The organism is Dietzia sp. Cai40, from assembly GCF_014145165.1.
Classification (GTDB): Bacteria; Actinomycetota; Actinomycetes; order Mycobacteriales; family Mycobacteriaceae; genus Dietzia; species Dietzia natronolimnaea.
The window spans coordinates 1-17,837 of record NZ_JAALEB010000295.1 but is presented as its reverse complement, the minus strand read 5'-3'; the positions used below and the strand labels follow the sequence as shown (position 1 = coordinate 17,837).

Sequence of the window (17,837 nt, the reverse complement as noted above, 5' to 3'; positions counted from 1 at the left end):
CGGCCTCGCGGGCGGCCTCGGCCTGGGCCGAGCCGGTCCGGAGCACGATCGGTGGCAGGAAGGCCAGGACCACCGAGGCGACGACGGCGAGGATTCCGGCGACCAGGTAGATCTCCGACATGCTCAGCGCGTAGCCCTGTTCGAAGGGGTAGGCCACCAGCTCGGGCAGGCGGTTGATGACGGACGAGTCCTTGGTGACCGTCTCGAGCGCGCCCGCGCCCGATGCCGGGTCGGCGAGGGCCTGCACGATCCCGAGAGCCTCCGGGTCGGCGCGCAGCACCGGGTCGGCCAGGCCCTCCTGCACACCGCGGGCGAGGCTGCCGTCTGCGCCCGCCAGCTCCAGCTCGCTGGTGATGGAACCCCCGACCCGGCTGAAGAGGATCGACAGGAACACGGCCACCCCGGCGGTGCCGCCGAGCTGGCGGAAGAAGGTCGCGGACGCGGTGGCCACGCCGATCTCGCGCGGACTCACGGCGTTCTGCACGATCAGTGTCAGCGGCTGCATGCAGTTGCCCAGGCCGATTCCCAGCACCAGCATGTAGGCCATGACCAGGGTCAGCGAAGTGTCGGCGTCGATGGTCCACAGCAGGAACAGCCCGACGGCCGAGATGGCGGTGCCGAGGATCGGGAACTCGCGTACCCGGCCGGTCCTGGAGATGAGCTGGCCCGACACGATCGAGGCGCCCATCATGCCCGCCACCAGCGGCAGCATCATGAGGCCGGATTCCATGGGATCGGCGCCGTGCACGATCTGCATGTACAGAGGCAGGGTCATCATCCCGCCGAACATGGCCATTCCCACGATCACCCCGCCGGCGGTGACGATCGAGAAGGTGCGGTCGCGGAACAGCCGCAGGGGGATGAGAGCCTGGTCGCCGGCCCGGGCCTCGACGATGAGGAACAGGCCGATCCCGCCCAGGCCCACGACGTAGCAGGCCAGTGCGGCCGGTGAGCCCCAGCCCCAGGTGTTGCCCTGTTCGGCCACCAGCAGGAGCGGCACCAGCCCGACGACGATCGCGGCCGCGCCCGCCCAGTCCACCCGGTGGTCCACGCGGACGTTCTTGACGTTGAGGGTGAGCAGCACCATCGTCAGCGCGAGAGCGCCGATGGGGACGTTCATGAGGAAGATCCAGCGCCAGCCGTCGATGCCGAAGATCGTCTCCACGCCGGCGAAGAAGCCGCCGACCACCGGACCGATGACCGAGGACGAGGCGAACACCGCGAGCATGTAGCCCTGGTACTTGGCACGGTCGCGCGGCGGGATGATGTCGCCGATGATCGCCAGGGAGAGCGACATCAGGGCGCCGGCGCCCAGTCCCTGGATCCCGCGGTACAGCGCGAGCGTGTACATCGAGTCGGCGAGCGTGCACAGCAGGGAGCCGAACACGAAGATCACGATGCCGATGACGAAGAACGGTTTGCGCCCGTAGATGTCCGAGAGCTTGCCGTACAGCGGCGTCGAGATGGTCGAGGTCATGAGGTACGCGGTGGTCACCCACGCCTGCGCGTCCAGGCCCTGCAGATCGTCGGCGATGGTCCGGATGGCGGTCGACACGATGGTCTGGTCCAGGCTCGCGAGGAACATCGCCGACATGAGGCCGGCGAGGATCACCAGGATCTGACGATGAGAGAACTCGCCGTCCTCACCGGCCTGGGTCGTGACGGGCGAGCGGTCGGTCATCAGTTCTCCTTGGCGGACGTGAGGGCGTCGAGTTCGGTGCGCAGTGACTCCGCGAGGCGTGCCAGTCCCTCGTCGAGTGAGGCCGCCTGTTCGGGGGTCCAGTCGGCCAGGACGTCGGCCATCCACTGGCCCCGTCCGGCGAACACGCGGGTGACGAGGTCGCTTCCCTCGGACGTGAGGGTGACGACGCTCGCGCGCCCGTCATCCGGGTCGGGGACCTTGGCGACCAGACCGAGGGTCTCGAGGTGGCGGACCTGACGGCTCACCACCGAGATATCGGTGTGGAGACGGTCTGCCAGGTTCGTGACTCGGGCGGGTTCGTCATGGATGGCGAACAGCAAGGGGTGGGCGGACTGCTCCAGGGACTCGTGGAACCGCGGGACCGAGACATTGACCGCGCGTAGCAGTTTGACCACGCGGGACAGGTCCATGACGAGCTTGCCTCCCTGTTCGGCGTCAATCGCCACCCTGACCTCCCCGGTCTCGATTAAATTGCTTGCAGCAAGCAAGTATATGCACGGGCTTCTGGTTCCTGCAATCGACGGGAAAGGAGAGGTCTCGGGTGCGCCCGGAGTGCGGCACGGGCCGAGTTGACTATCGAAGAGGGAAGTCGACGCCGGTCGACAGCAGGGTGACCTCAAGGCCGATCCGGAAGGGGCTCCTCCGGCGGTGAAGCCGCTATCTGCGTGGAGATGTGGTGACTGCGCGGCGTGGAAGTGCCCCCGGTCGGACTCGAACCGACACTGGACGGGTTTTGAATCCGTTGCCTCTGCCAATTGGGCTACGGGGGCGAACGCGGCGACCCGCTGGTCGGAAAGTCTAACCGACGACCGGTGAGCGGCTGTCCGACGCCCGCCCTAGAGTGGCCGTGTGAGCACCACGAGCCAGACCGCCGAAGCCAGTTCCGCCGCCACCACCGCGTCCACCGACGCCGCCGAGGCACACGGGCCCACCCGTCTGTTGCTCCTCGACGGGCACTCGCTGGCCTTCCGCGCGTTCTACGCGCTTCCCGCGGAGAACTTCTCCACGGCCTCCGGGCAGCACACCAACGCGGTCTACGGATTCCTGTCGATGGTCGCCAACCTGGTCACCACCGAGGAGCCCACCCACCTGGCGGTGGCGTTCGACGTCTCCCGGGCGACCCTGCACCGGACGGCCGAGTACCCGGAGTACAAGTCGACGCGCTCGGCTGCCCCCGAGGAGTTCAAGGGACAGGTCGAGCTGATCCAGGAGGCGCTGGTGGCACTCGGGGTCCGCACCCTGTCCCTGGAGGGCCACGAGGCCGACGACATCATCGCGACCCTGGCCACCCAGGCGGCAGGGGCCGACACACTCATCTGCACGGGGGACCGCGACGCGCTGCAGCTGGTCTCCGACGCGGTGACCGTCCTCTACCCGGTCAAGGGAGTCTCGGAGCTCGCCCGCTTCACCCCCGAGGCGGTGGAGGCCAAATACGGGGTGACCCCCGCTCAGTACCCGGACGTCGCCGCGCTGCGGGGCGACACCTCCGACAACCTCCCCGGTGTGCCCAAGGTTGGCGACAAGACGGCGGCGAAGTGGATCGTCCAGTACGGCAGCCTGTCGGAACTGATCGCGCACGCGGACGAGGTCAAGGGCAAGGTGGGGGAGAGCTTCCGCGAGCACCTCCCGCAGGTGCAGCTCAACCGCCGTATCACCGAACTCACCCGGGACCTCGACCTCGGCGTCCAGATCGATGAACTCACGAGGCGCCTGCCCGAACGGGCGGACGTCAACGCCCTGTTCGACCGGCTGGAGTTCGGTCCCCAGGCCCGCGACCGGTTCCTCTCCGCGTTCCTCCCGGAAGGCGCACCCGAGCCGGTGCCGGAGATCGAGATCGAGCAGGCCGCGGTCCTGCGGGCGGGCGAGGTCTCGGACTGGCTGGCGGCCCACGCGCCGGCCGGGAGTCGGCACGGCCTCGTCGTTGTCGGTCCCTCACGACCGGGCGCGGGGGACGCGCAGTCGGTCACCGTGGCGGCGGCGGGCGGAGCCTCCGGACATATCGACCTCGCACGGATCGGCCCCGCCGACGACCAGGCTCTACAGGCGTGGTTGGCCGACGACGCGGTGTCGAAGGCGGTACACGATGCCAAGGCCGCGACCCACGCCCTGATGGGCCGGGACCTCCGCCTGGGCGGTGTGACGCTGGATGTGGCACTCGCCGCCTATCTCGTCCGTCCCGGTCAGCGCAGCTACGGCCTGGCGGAGTTGTTCCAGCGCCACCTGCAGCGTGAGCTCCCGGAGCCCGAGGCGGCGGAGAAACAACTGTCGCTGCTGGATGAGGTCAACGAGTCCGAGGCCGAGCAGCAGGCGGCCAACTCGGCGGCGACCCGCGCCCGGGCCGTGATCGACCTCGCCGAGCGCCTCGACGTGGAGCTGGAGCAGGTGCACGGTGCGCAGCTGCTCGCGGATATGGAACTGCCGCTCGTGCCGGTGCTCGCGCGGATGGAGTCGATCGGAATCGCGGTCGACTCGTCGGCCCTGGACGACCTCCGCGACGGGTTCGCCGACCGTGGGCGTGACGCGGCAGAGGCGGCCTACGCCGCGATCGGGGGCGAGCAGATCAACCTCGGTTCGCCCAAGCAGCTCCAGGTGGTGCTGTTCGACACCCTGGGCATGCCCAAGACCAAGAAGACCAAGACGGGGTACACCACCGACGCCAAGGCGCTGGAGGAGCTTCTCTCCAAAGAAACCGGGGACACCCCGGGACGGGCCTTCCTCGAGGCACTGCTGCTGCACCGCGAGGCGACCAAGATGCGCACCACCGTCGAGGGGCTGATCAAGTCCATCGGGGACGACGGGCGCATCCACACCACGTTCAACCAGACGGTCGCCGCGACCGGGCGGTTGTCCTCCACCGATCCGAACCTGCAGAACATCCCGGTCCGCACCGAGGACGGCCGACGGATCCGCAAGTCGTTCGTCGTGGGCGAGGGCTACGACTGCCTGCTCACGGCCGACTACAGCCAGATCGAGATGCGCGTGATGGCGCACCTGTCCGGTGACGAAGGACTGATCGAGGCGTTCCGGACCGGCGAGGACCTGCACTCCTTCGTCGGCTCCCGGGCGTTCGGGGTGCCGATCGACCAGGTCACCCCCGAGCTCCGGCGCAGGGTCAAGGCCATGAGCTACGGGCTCGCCTACGGGCTCAGCGCGTTCGGGTTGGCCGCGCAGCTCGGCATCAGCCAGACCGAGGCCCGCGAGCAGATGGACGCGTACTTCTCCCGCTTCGGGGGAGTCCGCGACTACCTGCACGCGGTGGTGGACCAGGCCCGACGTGACGGCTACACCGAGACGCTGTTCGGTCGTCGGCGCTACCTGCCCGAGCTCAACTCGGACAACCGGCTCAAGCGCGAGAACGCCGAGCGTGCGGCCCTCAACGCCCCCATCCAGGGCACCGCCGCGGACATCATCAAGGCGGCGATGCTCAAGGTGGACGCCGACCTCGACGAGCGGGGGCTGCAGAGCCGTCTGTTGCTCCAGGTCCACGACGAACTGGTGCTCGAGGTGGCGAAGGGCGAACTCGAGGAGGTCCGCGAGCTCGTCGTCGACCGGATGTACTCCGCCATCGAACTCAACGTCCCGCTGGACGTCTCCACGGGCACGGGGCCCGACTGGGACTCCGCGGCCCACTGAGTAACCAGTGGGTAACCACTGACGCCAAAAGCGGGCGGTGCGTTTTGTGGTGCTCGACGTATGCCCTAGGTTCATTGCAGATTCGGCTACCCGACGCCTGAAAGGGCACGCACATGACCCTCACCTCACGGCGCGGCCTCCGTGCCGCACTGGCACTGACCGCCACAGCGGCCCTCACGCTCACCGGCTGCACCACCAACACCGAGGGTCCCGAGGACTCGGGAGAGCCGAGGCAGGAGGTCTCGCTCGAGACGGACGACGAGATCGCCGCCCTCGTACCGGCCGAGATCCGCGAGAAGGGCGTGCTGGTGATCGGCACCAACCCGCCGTACGCGCCCAACGAGTTCAAGAACGAGCGGGGCGAGATCGTCGGCTTCGACATCGACGTGATGACCGCCGCCGCCCAGCTCATGGGATTGCGTGCGGAGTTCCGCGAGTCCGACTTCGAGAAGATCATCCCCGCCATCGAGGGCGGCACCATGGACATGGGCGCCTCGTCGTTCACCGTCAACGACGAGCGGCTGCAGACCGTCGACTTCGTCACCTACTTCGAGGCCGGCATCCAGTGGGCATCGGCGGCGGGCACCGACGTCGACCCCGACGACGCGTGCGGCCTGAGCGTGGCGGTCCAGCGCACCACGGTCTCCGACCAGGAGGACGTGCCCGCCCGCAGCGAGGCGTGCGTCGCCGCCGGCAATCCCCCGATCGAGAAGGTCCAGTTCGATTCCCAGGACGAGGCCTCCACCGCCGTGGCGCTCGGCAAGGTCGACGCCATGTCCGCCGACTCGCCCATCTCGGCGTACGCCGTCAAGCAGTCCGAGGGCAAGATGCAGCTGGCCGGGGACGTCTTCGACTCCGCCCCCTACGGTTGGCCCGTGCGCAAGGGGTCCGAACTGGCCGCCGCGCTCGAGGCCGCAGCCGACAAGCTCATCGAGACCGGTGACTTCGAGAAGATCGCCCAGAACTGGGGCCTCGAGGACGGGTTGATCGACGACGCCGAGATCCGGAAGGGCTGAACCGGTCGGTGAGCACCGCGCAGAACCGCGCCTCGGCCCCCCGAGACGCTCCTGACCCCATCGAGGCGGTGCCGCTCCGGCACCCGTGGCGGTGGGTCTCGGCGACTATCGTCCTGGTCCTGGTGTTCCTGTTCATCTGGGGCGCCGCGACCAACCCGGCCTACGGCTGGGGCACCTACGGCCGCTACCTGTTCGACACCCGGTTCGGCATGGCGGTGTTCTACACCATCGCGCTGACGGTGCTGTCGATGATCCTCGCCGTCATCCTGGGGGTCATCCTCTCGGTGATGCGGATGAGCAGCAACCCGGTGCTCAAGGCCGTGGCCTGGGTGTACCTGTGGATCTTCCGCGGAACACCCATCTACGTCCAGCTGCTGTTCTGGGGCCTGATCTTCACGCTGTACCGGCAGGTCCAGTTCGGCATCCCCTTCACCGACTTCCAGATCGTGCGCTTCGACGACACGATGGTGTTGTACTCGGCGTTCTGGCTGGCGGTGGTGGGTCTGGCCATGAACGAGGCCGCCTACATGGCCGAGATCGTGCGGGCGGGTATCTCGTCCGTTCCGGAGGGCCAGGCCGAGGCCTCCACCGCGCTCGGCATGTCGTGGGGACAGACGATGCGCCGGACGATCCTTCCGCAGGCCATGCGGGTGATCATCCCGCCGACCGGCAACGAGTTGATCTCGATGCTCAAGACCACCTCACTCGTCGTGGCCATCCCGTTCTCCGGCGAGCTCTACGGTCAGGCCCGCGACATCTCCGGGGTCAATTTCCAGCCGATCCCGCTGCTGCTGGTCGCGGCCACCTGGTACCTGGTGATCACCAGTGTGCTCATGGTGGGGCAGCACTTCCTGGAGAAGAAGTTCTCCCGCGGCGCCACCCGCCAGCTCACGGCGAAGCAGTTGCGGGCGCTGGCAGAGGCGGACGGCCTCACCCCCTCCGGGCTCGCCGCGGCCAGAGGGACCGACCAGTCGGGAGGAATGCCATGACTCCGATGGTCAGGGCCGAGCAGGTCTGCAAGAGCTTCGGCTCGCTGAGGGTGCTCAAGGGCATCGACATCGAGGTGGCCGCCGGGGAGGTGCTGTGCCTGGTCGGCCCGTCCGGGTCCGGCAAGTCCACCTTCCTCCGGTGCATCAACCACCTCGAGCGTGTCGATGCCGGTCGGTTGTACGTCGACGGCGACCTGGTGGGGTACCGGGAGAAGGGCGACAAGCTCTACGAGATCTCGCCCCGGCACGCGGCCAGGCAACGCCGGGACATCGGGATGGTGTTCCAGCACTTCAACCTGTTCCTGCACCGCACCGCCCTGGAGAACGTCATCGAGGCGCCCATGCTGGTCAAGGGCGAGTCGAGGGCCGAGGCCTCTGAGCGGGCCAGGGTCCTGCTGGAGAAGGTCGGGCTCTCGGCGAAGGCGGACGCCTACCCGGCGCAGCTGTCCGGTGGTCAGCAGCAGCGGGTGGCGATCGCCCGCGCGCTGGCGATGGAGCCCAAGCTCATGCTGTTCGACGAGCCCACCTCCGCGCTGGACCCCGAGCTGGTCGGTGAGGTCCTGGGCGTCATGCGGGATCTCGCGGACGCCGGGATGACCATGATCGTGGTCACCCACGAGATGGGCTTCGCCCGGGAGGTCGCCGACACGATCGCCTTCATGGACGACGGAGTAGTGGTCGAGGCCGGCCACCCGTCCGAGGTACTCGGGGCGCCCCGGCACCAACGGACGCAGGACTTCCTGTCCAAGATCCTGTAGCCGGCCCCACGGTCGTGTCGCCGGCGGTCAGGGGAGAGTGGCCACGAAGATCGCGGTGCCGGGGAAGATGCTGCCGCGCAGCGGGCTCCACTGCCCCCATTCACGGTCCAGCCATTCCGGCCACTCGGGCTCGATCAGGTCCCGGACCACGAACCCGGCACCGACCAGTTCCCGGATCCGGTCACCAGCCGTGCGGTGGTGCTCGACGTAGGTGAGGTCGCCCTCCTCGTCGTACTCGGTGTAGGGCGTGCGGTCGAAATACGGGAACGCGGCCACCAGCCCCTCGGGCCCCGGATCGTCACGGAAGATCCACCGCATCGGGTGGTTGACGGAGAAGACGAACCGTCCGCCGGGTCGGAGCACGCGTGCGGCCTCCGCCATGACCCCGGCGGTGTCCGCCACGAAGGGGATCGCCCCGAACGCGGAGAACGCGACGTCGAAGCTGTCGGCGGCGAACGGCAGGCGGCCGGCATCGGCCTGGATCAGCGGCACTCCGGCTGCCGGACCCGTCGACCTGCTCGCGGCCTCGGCACCCACGCGGAGCATCCCGGCGGAGAGGTCGACGGCGACGGCGCGGGCCCCGCGGCCGGCGATCCACCGGGAGCACGGTGCGGAACCGCACCCGATCTCCAGGACGTCGCGGCCCGTGACGTCACCCAGGAGATTCCAGTCGCCCTCGTGCAGGCCCTCGGGACACCAGACGAACTCACCGTCGGGGGAGTGGGCACCGAGGAAGTCGCCGTGTTCGTCGTGGTACTCGACCGCTTCGGTGTCCCACCACGTGCGGGAGGCGCGGACGGACTCGCCGTGGTCGGGGGGGTTTGTGGACGTCACGCTGGCAGAGTACAGTTGACCGTCGCGTGCGTACACGCTCGCGAACATCTGTCCACCTACGATTCCTATCCACTCCGGAGCACCCCACCCTATGACCACCAAAACCACCTCGCCGCAGGTAGCCGTCAACGACATCGGCTCCGCGGAGGATTTCCTCGCCGCCATCGACGCCACGATCAAGTACTTCAACGATGGCGACATCGTCGAGGGCACGATCGTCAAGGTCGACCGCGACGAGGTCCTGCTCGACATCGGATACAAGACCGAGGGTGTCATCCCCTCGCGCGAACTTTCCATCAAGCACGATGTCGACCCCGGTGAGGTCGTCGAGGTGGGCGACGAGGTCGAGGCCCTGGTCCTGACCAAGGAGGACAAGGACGGCCGTCTGATCCTGTCCAAGAAGCGCGCCCAGTACGAGCGCGCCTGGGGCACGATCGAGGAGCTCAAGGAGAAGGACGAGGCCGTCAAGGGCACCGTCATCGAGGTCGTCAAGGGTGGCCTCATCCTCGACATCGGCCTGCGTGGCTTCCTCCCGGCCTCCCTGGTGGAGATGCGCCGCGTCCGCGACCTCTTGCCCTACGTGGGCCAGGAGCTCGAGGCCAAGATCATCGAGCTGGACAAGAACCGCAACAACGTCGTGCTCTCGCGCCGTGCGTGGCTCGAGCAGACCCAGTCCGCGGTCCGCTCGGAGTTCCTGCACCAGCTGCAGAAGGGCCAGGTCCGCAAGGGCGTCGTGTCCTCGATCGTCAACTTCGGTGCGTTCGTCGACCTCGGCGGAGTCGACGGTCTCGTCCACGTGTCCGAGCTGTCCTGGAAGCACATCGATCACCCGTCCGAGGTCGTCGAGGTGGGCCAGGAGGTCACCGTCGAGGTCCTCGACGTCGACCTGGACCGCGAGCGCGTCTCGCTGTCGCTCAAGGCCACCCAGGAGGATCCGTGGCGGCACTTCGCCCGGACCCACGCGATCGGTCAGATCGTGCCGGGCAAGGTCACCAAGCTCGTCCCGTTCGGCGCGTTCGTGCGTGTCGACGAGGGCATCGAGGGCCTCGTCCACATCTCCGAGCTGGCCGAGCGCCACGTCGAGGTCCCGGACCAGGTCGTCACGGTCAACGACGACGCCATGGTCAAGGTCATCGACATCGATCTCGACCGTCGCCGTATCTCGCTCTCGCTCAAGCAGGCGGACGAGGACTACACGGAGGAGTTCGACCCGTCGAAGTACGGCATGGCCGACAGCTACGACGAGGCCGGCAACTACATCTTCCCCGAGGGCTTCGATCCCGAGACCAACGAATGGCTCGAGGGCTTCGAGAAGCAGCGTGAGGAGTGGGAGAACCGTTACGCGGAGGCCGAGCGTCGTCACAAGATGCACACCGGTCAGATCGAGAAGGGTCGCGCTGCTGCCGCGGAGGCCGCGGAGGCCGCGCCGACCAACTACTCGTCCGAGTCCGCCCCGTCGTCGTCCCGTCCCGCTGCTGCGGAGACCAGCAGCCCGGCCGAGTCGACCGGTGGTTCGCTGGCGTCCGACGAGCAGCTGGCCGCCCTGCGGGCGAAGCTCGCCGGCGGTGAGTGACCTCGCGGTCTGACGGCGCCACGGGCGCCTGACGGCCCGGACCACGGCCCCGGACGGTCGTCCCACCACGGTGGGTCGCCGACCGGGGCCGTGGTCTATTTGTGCCGGGGGAGATGCCACGGCGGCCGGGGCAGACCCCGGTCACCTAGACTTCGACCCATGCTGATGGTGGGTCTGACCGGTGGAATCGGAGCCGGCAAGTCGACGGTGACGGCAGTGCTCGCGGAGGCCGGTGCGGTCATCGTCGACGCGGACCGGATCGCGAGGGAGATCGTCGAACCGGGCACCCCGGGTCTGGCGATGCTCGTCGCCGAGTTCGGCGACGACATCGTGGGGCCGGACGGCGCTCTCGATCGGGCCGCGCTCGCCGCTCGTGCCTTCGTCGACGCGGAGCGGACCGCCGCACTCAACGCGATCACCCATCCGCTGATCGGGGAGCGCACTGCCGAACTCTTCGGTTCGGCGCCCGAGGACGCGATCGTCGTCCACGACATGCCCCTGTTGGTGGAGGGCGGGATGACTCCCGCCTACCACCTGGTGATCGTGGTGGACACCCCGGCGGAGATCCGACTCCGGCGACTGGTGGAGCAGCGGGGTATGCCGGAGGACGACGCCCGCGCGCGTATGTCCCGTCAGGCGACGGACGAGGCCCGTCGGGCGGAAGCCGATGTCCTGATCGACAACTCCGGCGACCGCGAACCGGTTCGGGAGATCGTCCGGATGCTCGTCGAGCTACGGTTGCGGCCCTTCGAGCACAACCTGCGGACGGGCACACCTGTGGTGGGGGACCGGACAGTGGTGCCGTTCCGGCCGGAATGGGCGGCGGAGGCGGCGAGGGCGACGGCGAGGTTGCGTCACGTGCTGGGGGACGTCGCGACCCGCATCGATCACGTGGGCCCCACCGCGGTCGACGGTCTCGATGCGCCGGACATCGTGGACCTGCAGGTGACGGTGCCCAACGAGGCGACCGTGGAGCGTGCGCTGGCGCTCCTGACCGGTGCGGGATACGTCCGTGACCGCTCCGCCGAACGTCCTCTCCTGCACTGGTGTGACCCCGCCCGGCCACTCGAGGTGTCGATCCTCGCCGAGGACGATCCGGAACACGAGTTCGCCCTGCTGATGGCAGAGGCCATCGGTTCGGATCCGAGCGCGCGGGTGGAGTACTCGGAGATCCTCCGCCGGGCCGACCGCGAGGAGACCCGGGAGTGGGAGCGGACCCTCTGTGAGGCGTCGGACCGCTGAGCGGTCACCCGGCGCGCTCACCCCGCCCTGCTCACCTCTCCCTGTTCACGCCGCCGCGGTCACTCCGTCGGGACCGCACCGTCGACGAGTTCCGACACCGGGACGTGCCTGATCACCTCGGAGGTGGCGGGCCCGGCGGGGGCCGCGGCTCTGCGGAGGGTGCTCGGGAAGACCTCGGACAGACTGGTGCGCACGAGGAACACATTGTAGGCGTTCCACGTGGTGACCAGGTAATACAGATCGTCACCCTGGGCCCACGGATGCATGAACGCGCCGTAGACGCCGGGGAGCATGGAGTAGTCCACGAGGACTGTGGGCCCCGTCCAGGGGCCCTCCGGCCGGTCCGCGGTGCGGAGCACGACGGAGTTGAAGCCCTGGGAGTACATCGCGGTGTACTTGCCCAGATAGTTGTTCCACATCACGGAGAGTTCGCTGGCCGGGCGGGGCAACACCTGCTCGGCGTTCCCCGGGTCGACGACCCAGTCCGTGCCGTCCCAGTACCGGTAGGCGGCCGGATCGAGGACCCCCGCGGCGGGCGGGGCTCCGTCGGTGCCGTCGAGGTCCTCCGCCGACGGCGATCCGGCGAGCGGTACGCGGGCGAGGATCGCGGCACCCTGGCGCCCTGACGGAGTGAGGTACTCATAGAGGTGATCGTCGGCCTTGAGATAGGAGCTCATCTGCGAGTCCCGCCAGGCGGCGTCCACGGGGGGTGCACCCTCGCCGACCGGGACCGCAGAGGTGATCGGCCGGGCCAGAGTGGGTACGACGGTCCAGTTCTCGCCGTTGTCCGTGGAGTAGGCCAACCCCGAGTAGTTGGTGGTCCACGAACCCGGTTGACCCCAGTTGGCGACCGACATGAAGCGCAGGTACTGGACCCCCTCCACCGAGATGCCCGCGGTCGGGATGATCGTGACCTCCCCGGGTAGCCCCGAACGGGGAACGAGGGACTTGGCCAGACCGTCGGGACCGGTCGCCGCTGAGTCGATGGTCACTCCGTCCGACAGGTCGTCGTCACGGGAACGGAACAGGACGTTCGACCGCCACTGGCTACCCGGGATGGTGCAGTCACCCATGGTGTCGCCGAACGCCATGAGGATTTGCGGATCGGTGGGGTCTCCGTTGTCCCACATGATGCCGAGATCGGTTCCGGCCACCCCGTAGCGGCTGATCGACTCGGTGGGACTCGTGGGTCCGGTGACGAGCTGGAGGAACTGCGTGGGACCGCGGAGGACGGGGACGGTGCCCTCCTCCCCGGTGATCCACGGGGGCATCCCGTAGACGGATCCGGTCACCGTGTTCAGGGAGCCCGAGAGTCCGTTGCCCAGGGACCCGGTCTCCAGTTGCTGCACGAGTGAGCCCGAGCGGTCCGCCGAGCCCATGGCCCGCGAGGCGGACCCGAGTGAGCCGGAGGAACCCGAACCGAGAGACGCCAGCGAACCCCCCGCCATGCCGGCGCCGGTCTGGTTCTCGAGCAGGGACCCGAAGTTGCCGAACATCTCGCTGCACGGGCCGGCCGTGGCGGTGCCGACCCCGGTGGTGGCCAGCGTGGCGACGGACGCCGTCACCGCGGCCAGCCCCGTCGCGGCCAGCCGCGATAGAGCGCGGCTCATCTCAGGCCCCCGGGATCGGGAGACGCTCGACGAGCACGGTCTCACCGGTCTCGGCCGGATCTGGGGTGTCACGGGTCCAACTGTCGTCGGCGGTACGCATCCGGGCGTTGGGGTCCGGCAACGTCCGCGCCGGGATCCGGTTCAGGTCGGTCTTCATGAGGAACACGTTGTAGGCGTCCCAGGTGGACATGGTGAAGTACAGGTCCGAGCCCACCGTCTCTACCGCCGGGCTCCAGGGGTGGATGAACGCGCCGTACAGGGTGGGCACGTGGGCGTACGACAGCAGGATGTCCTCGCCCGACCAAGGCCCCTCGGGGGTCGCGGCCTGCCGCATGACGATGTCGTTGTTCGCGTTGGTGTACAGAGCGATGAAGCGCCCCAGCCGCGGGCTCCACGACACGGAGAGCTCACTCACGCGGGCGGGGATCACCGGGGCGGTGGCCCGGTGGTCGGCCACCCACCCGGTCCCGTTCCAGAATTCGTAGGCCGACATGTCCTCGATCGAGCCCGCGGGGACCCGGGCGAGGGTCGCGGCACCACTGCGGCCCGACGGGGTCAGGTATTCGTAGACGTACCCGTCGTGCTCGAGGAAGGCGCTCATCTGACCGGCGGTATGGGTCGTGTGCGGGGCGCCCAGGGACGGCGGGATGAGCTGAGCACTCCCCGTGCCCGTGCGCGCGGTGCCCGACACGGGCGTCCAGTTCTCCCCGTTGTCCTCCGAGGCCGCGAGTGCGGAGTAGTTGGTGATCCACTCGCCGGGGGCACCCCAGCTGGCCACTGACATGTAGCGCAGGTACTGGGTGCCGTCCACCTGCACACCCGCGGTCGGGATCACCGTGACCTCACCGGGCAGACCGGAGCGGGGGAGGATGGACTTGGCCAGTCCCGGCCCCTCCATCGGTGCGTCGTCGATACGCATCCCGTCCGACAGGGTGCGGTCGGACGAGCGGAACAGGATGTTGCTGCGCCACTGGTCTCCCGGAAGACTGCAGTCGCCCATGGTGTCGCCGAGAGCCATCAACACCTGCGGGCTGGAGGCGTCGCCGTTCTCCCAGAGGATTCCCAGGTCGGTGCCGGAGATCCCGAAGCGTTCGACCGTCTTGTTGGGACTGGTGGGTCCGGTGAGTAACTCCACCGTCGTGGTGCGTCCCTGCAGGACGGGGATGTAGCCGCTGTCCCCGGTCGCCCACGGGGTGGCTGGAGTTGCGGCAGGTGTTCCGAGGGATCCGGAGCCGGAGCCGGAGCCTCCACCGGCCGGGGGCCACGGGTCACAGGGCGCGGCGGCCGCGACGGGGGAGAGGACGGTGAGCGCCCCTGCCGCGAGTGTCGCGGCGGTCGCCGTCGCGAACGGCCCAGTCCGGAGGCGGGGACGATGGGTACGACGACGATTGAGGGTCCAGGCCACGGGGTTCTCCAGACGAGACAGCATAGGGTTAGCGAGCTTGGGCGCAGTGTAGTTGTCGCCTCTGACATCCGAGGGACATCGCTGTCGGGCGGGGGTGTGCGGAGCCTCGTAGGCTGAGGGTATGGCATTCGCGACCGAGATCCCCGACGACGGGATCCCCGCAGACCCGACCGTCCTCTCCTATTCCGAGTTCCGTCCCATCGGGGATGTCGAGCGCACCACCGACCGGTTCGAGGTGGTCAGCGAGTTCGTCCCGTCCGGGGACCAGCCGACGGCGATCGCCGAGCTCACCGAGCGGCTGGGGCGGGGAGAGCGGGACATCGTGCTGCTCGGGGCCACCGGTACCGGTAAGTCCGCCACGACGGCCTGGCTCATCGAGCAGGTCCAACGGCCGACCCTGGTGATGGCCCCCAACAAGACCCTCGCCGCGCAGTTGGCCAACGAGTTGCGGGAGATGCTGCCCAACAACGCCGTCGAGTACTTCGTCTCCTACTACGACTACTACCAACCCGAGGCGTACATCGCCCAGACGGACACCTTCATCGAGAAGGACTCGTCCATCAACGACGACGTGGAGCGGCTCCGGCACTCCGCGACGTCGTCGTTGCTGTCGAGGCGCGACGTCGTCGTCGTCAGTTCGGTCTCGTGCATCTACGGTCTGGGCACACCACAGTCCTACCTGGACAGGTCCGTCTCCCTGGCCGTGGGCCAGGAAGTCGAACGCGACCGGTTGCTGCGGTTGCTGGTGGACGTGCAGTACGAGCGCAACGACGTCTCGATGACACGCGGGACGTTCCGCGCCAAGGGTGACACGGTCGACATCATCCCCACCTACGAGGAGCTCGCCGTGCGCATCGAGTTCTTCGGTGACGAGGTCGACGCCCTCTATTACATCCACCCCCTGACCGGAGACGTCGTCCGGAAGGTCGACGAGGTACGGATCTTCCCCGCGACGCACTACGTCGCCGGACCCGACCGCATGGCCAGGGCCATCGCCTCGATCGAGGAGGAACTGGAGGTGCGGCTGGCGGAGCTGGAGAACCAGGGCAAACTCCTGGAGGCCCAACGACTGCGGATGCGCACCTCGTACGACATCGAGATGATGCAGCAGGTCGGATTCTGTTCCGGCATCGAGAACTACTCGCGGCACATCGACGGTCGCGCAGCGGGCAGCTCCCCGGCCACGTTGATCGACTACTTCCCCGAGGACTTCCTCACGGTCATCGACGAGTCCCATGTGACCGTTCCCCAGATCGGCGCGATGTTCGAGGGCGACGCCTCCCGCAAGCGCAATCTCGTGGACTTCGGTTTCCGGCTCCCGTCAGCGCTCGACAACCGACCGCTCACCTGGGAGGAGTTCTCCGACCGGGTCGGTCAGACCGTGTACCTGTCGGCCACCCCCGGCGCGTACGAGATGGGACGGACGGGGGGCGAGTTCGTCGAACAGGTCATCCGTCCCACCGGGCTGGTGGACCCGAAGATCGTCGTCAAGCCCACCAAGGGGCAGATCGACGATCTCCTCGGTGAGATCCGCGCCCGGGCCGATCGGGACGAGCGGGTGCTGGTGACCACCCTGACCAAGAAGATGTCCGAGGACCTCACGGACTACCTGCTGGAACTCGGTGTGCGTGTGCGCTACCTGCACTCGGAGATCGACACCCTGCAGCGGGTGGAGCTGCTCCGCGACCTGCGACGCGGCGAGTACGACGTCCTGGTGGGCATCAACCTGCTCCGGGAGGGACTCGACCTCCCCGAGGTCTCGCTGGTGGCGATCCTCGACGCCGACAAGCAGGGTTTCCTCCGGTCGGCCACCTCGCTCATCCAGACCATCGGCCGTGCGGCCCGCAACGTCTCCGGCGAGGTCCACATGTACGCGGACTCCGTCACCGAGGCGATGCGACAGGCCATCGAGGAGACCGACCGTCGACGCGAGAAGCAGGTCGCGTACAACACCGAGCACGGCATCGACCCGCAGCCCCTGCGGCGCAAGATCGCCGACATCCTCGACAGGGTCGGGGAGGACAAGGACGGGGAGTCGTCCTCCGATCCGCGGGACCGCCCCGAGCTCGTGGGTGCACGGGCGGCGGGGGAGTCGGCGCGGCCACGGAAGGAACTCGAGAAACTCATCGGGGAGATGACCGAGCAGATGATGTCGGCGGCAACGGACCTACGGTTCGAGTTGGCGGGACGGCTCCGGGACGAGATCGCCGAGCTGCGCAAAGAGCTCAAGGGGATGCGCGAGGCGGGAATCGACTGACCCGTCACTGTGACGTCGCGCGCTTACCGGGCACGGCGGGGACCCACGCGCACTACGCTGGGTAGAACTTGTTGCCGACGAGAGGAAGAGAATTGAGCGCCTACAAGAAGGTGGTCGTGGGTACGGACGGCTCGGAGTCGTCCTACCGGGCCGTCGATCGTGCCGCGTCGCTTGCCGCCGACGAGTCCGCGACCCTCGTGATCGCCTGCGCCTACGTGCCCGCCGATCCGCGTTCGGTCAGCCAGGCCGCCGATCAGCTGGGCGACGACGCCTATCAGATCCGCGGTGACAACCCGGCCGAGGACATCGTCCGGACCGCCAAGGACCGGGCGGTCGCCGCAGGGGCGTCGACGGTCGAGGCGCGCACCGTCAAGGGCGCGCCGGTCGAATCGCTCATCAAGCTGGCCGACGAGGTGGACGCGGATCTGCTCGTCGTGGGGAACAAGGGCCTCAACTCGCTGACCGGCCGGCTCCTGGGGTCGGTGCCCGCGGATGCGGCCCGCCGGGCCGTCTGCGACGTGCTCATCGTCCACACGACCTGAGCCGGCGGGCGACCCGGGTCCGGGCGACCCGGATCGGTGAACCGGGGAGCGTCAACCGCAGAGGTGGGCCCGGCTCGCATCGATGATGGCCCGGCCCACCTCCGCGGTGTCGCGCTCCGGATCCTGCGCGGCGATCGCGCTGGTGAGCGGGCGGAGGTGATCGAGGATGGTCTCGGTGTCGGACCCGTCGGAGATGCTCCGACAGATCCCTATCCCCACCTCGACGGTGGTGGCCGCGGTCATCTCCGTGGGTAGTCCGAACGCCGTCAGGTCGTC

General features: G+C 68.5%; 14 protein-coding genes and 1 tRNA gene. 8 read left to right on the top strand and 7 right to left on the bottom strand.

What is annotated here, in order from left to right; translation table 11 throughout:
• The 3 genes from G6022_RS11510 to G6022_RS11500 all read right to left on the bottom strand — a co-directional run.
• Positions 1 to 1,681: MDR family MFS transporter (locus G6022_RS11510; protein ID WP_182691602.1), on the bottom strand; the 1,681-nt coding region annotated here is incomplete at its 3' end.
• Entirely contained in the window at positions 1,681 to 2,148 is a 468-nt protein-coding gene (locus G6022_RS11505) for a MarR family transcriptional regulator (protein WP_182609458.1), read from the bottom strand. The genes G6022_RS11505 and G6022_RS11510, both read right to left, overlap by 1 nt.
• 250 nt (positions 2,149 to 2,398) lie before the next feature.
• Positions 2,399 to 2,472, bottom strand: a tRNA-Leu gene (locus tag G6022_RS11500).
• 166 nt (positions 2,473 to 2,638) lie between these two features.
• On the opposite strand from G6022_RS11500, the gene polA reads away from it, so the two are divergent.
• The 4 genes from polA (at position 2,639) to G6022_RS11480 (ending at position 8,098) form a co-directional block, all read left to right on the top strand.
• Positions 2,639 to 5,335, top strand: coding sequence for a DNA polymerase I (gene polA / locus G6022_RS11495; protein ID WP_187701338.1), 2,697 nt, complete (start codon positions 2,639 to 2,641; stop codon positions 5,333 to 5,335).
• A 113-nt stretch (positions 5,336 to 5,448) separates the two neighbouring features.
• Positions 5,449 to 6,351 (top strand): ABC transporter substrate-binding protein, encoded by a 903-nt coding sequence (locus G6022_RS11490; protein ID WP_182609456.1) that lies wholly within the window; start codon positions 5,449 to 5,451, stop codon positions 6,349 to 6,351.
• 8 nt (positions 6,352 to 6,359) lie between these two features.
• Positions 6,360 to 7,340 carry an amino acid ABC transporter permease gene (locus G6022_RS11485; protein ID WP_095717232.1) on the top strand — a complete coding sequence of 327 codons (981 nt, stop codon included), beginning with the start codon at positions 6,360 to 6,362 and terminating at the stop codon, positions 7,338 to 7,340.
• Complete coding sequence (locus G6022_RS11480) at positions 7,337 to 8,098, top strand: amino acid ABC transporter ATP-binding protein (protein ID WP_277817788.1); 762 nt, start codon at positions 7,337 to 7,339, stop codon at positions 8,096 to 8,098. The genes G6022_RS11485 and G6022_RS11480 overlap by 4 nt, the downstream gene beginning before the upstream one ends.
• A 27-nt stretch (positions 8,099 to 8,125) precedes the next feature.
• Here the strand turns inward: G6022_RS11480 and G6022_RS11475 are convergent, their stop codons facing one another.
• A complete protein-coding gene (locus G6022_RS11475; protein WP_182640062.1) occupies positions 8,126 to 8,980 on the bottom strand; it encodes a class I SAM-dependent methyltransferase in 855 nt (284 codons plus the stop codon).
• 43 nt (positions 8,981 to 9,023) lie between these two features.
• On the opposite strand from G6022_RS11475, the gene rpsA reads away from it, so the two are divergent.
• Together rpsA and coaE are read left to right on the top strand one after the other, a co-directional pair.
• The gene (rpsA, locus tag G6022_RS11470) at positions 9,024 to 10,505 is read left to right on the top strand and encodes a 30S ribosomal protein S1 (protein ID WP_095717229.1); all 1,482 of its coding nucleotides are present in this window, start codon (positions 9,024 to 9,026) and stop codon (positions 10,503 to 10,505) included.
• A 159-nt stretch (positions 10,506 to 10,664) separates the two neighbouring features.
• On the top strand, positions 10,665 to 11,747 hold the full coding sequence (coaE, locus tag G6022_RS11465; RefSeq protein WP_182609454.1) for a dephospho-CoA kinase: 1,083 nt from the start codon (positions 10,665 to 10,667) through the stop codon (positions 11,745 to 11,747).
• Between the two features lie 59 nt (positions 11,748 to 11,806).
• Here the strand turns inward: coaE and G6022_RS11460 are convergent, their stop codons facing one another.
• Complete coding sequence (locus G6022_RS11460; protein ID WP_182609453.1) at positions 11,807 to 13,357, bottom strand: DUF4185 domain-containing protein; 1,551 nt, start codon at positions 13,355 to 13,357, stop codon at positions 11,807 to 11,809.
• Position 13,358: 1 nt separating this feature from the next.
• Positions 13,359 to 14,762 (bottom strand): DUF4185 domain-containing protein, encoded by a 1,404-nt coding sequence (locus G6022_RS11455; protein ID WP_259847481.1) that lies wholly within the window; start codon positions 14,760 to 14,762, stop codon positions 13,359 to 13,361.
• A gap of 121 nt (positions 14,763 to 14,883) precedes the next feature.
• Between G6022_RS11455 and uvrB the strand changes: the two genes are divergently transcribed.
• Positions 14,884 to 17,019, top strand: a complete 2,136-nt coding sequence (uvrB, locus tag G6022_RS11450; protein WP_095717225.1) for an excinuclease ABC subunit UvrB — start codon at positions 14,884 to 14,886, stop codon at positions 17,017 to 17,019.
• A gap of 92 nt (positions 17,020 to 17,111) precedes the next feature.
• On the top strand, positions 17,112 to 17,561 hold the full coding sequence (locus G6022_RS11445) for a universal stress protein (protein WP_179525163.1): 450 nt from the start codon (positions 17,112 to 17,114) through the stop codon (positions 17,559 to 17,561).
• Positions 17,562 to 17,612: 51 nt separating this feature from the next.
• Here G6022_RS11445 and G6022_RS11440 read toward each other — a convergent pair.
• A partial coding sequence (locus G6022_RS11440; protein WP_241731177.1) for a DUF732 domain-containing protein occupies positions 17,613 to 17,837 on the bottom strand: 225 nt, incomplete at its 5' end.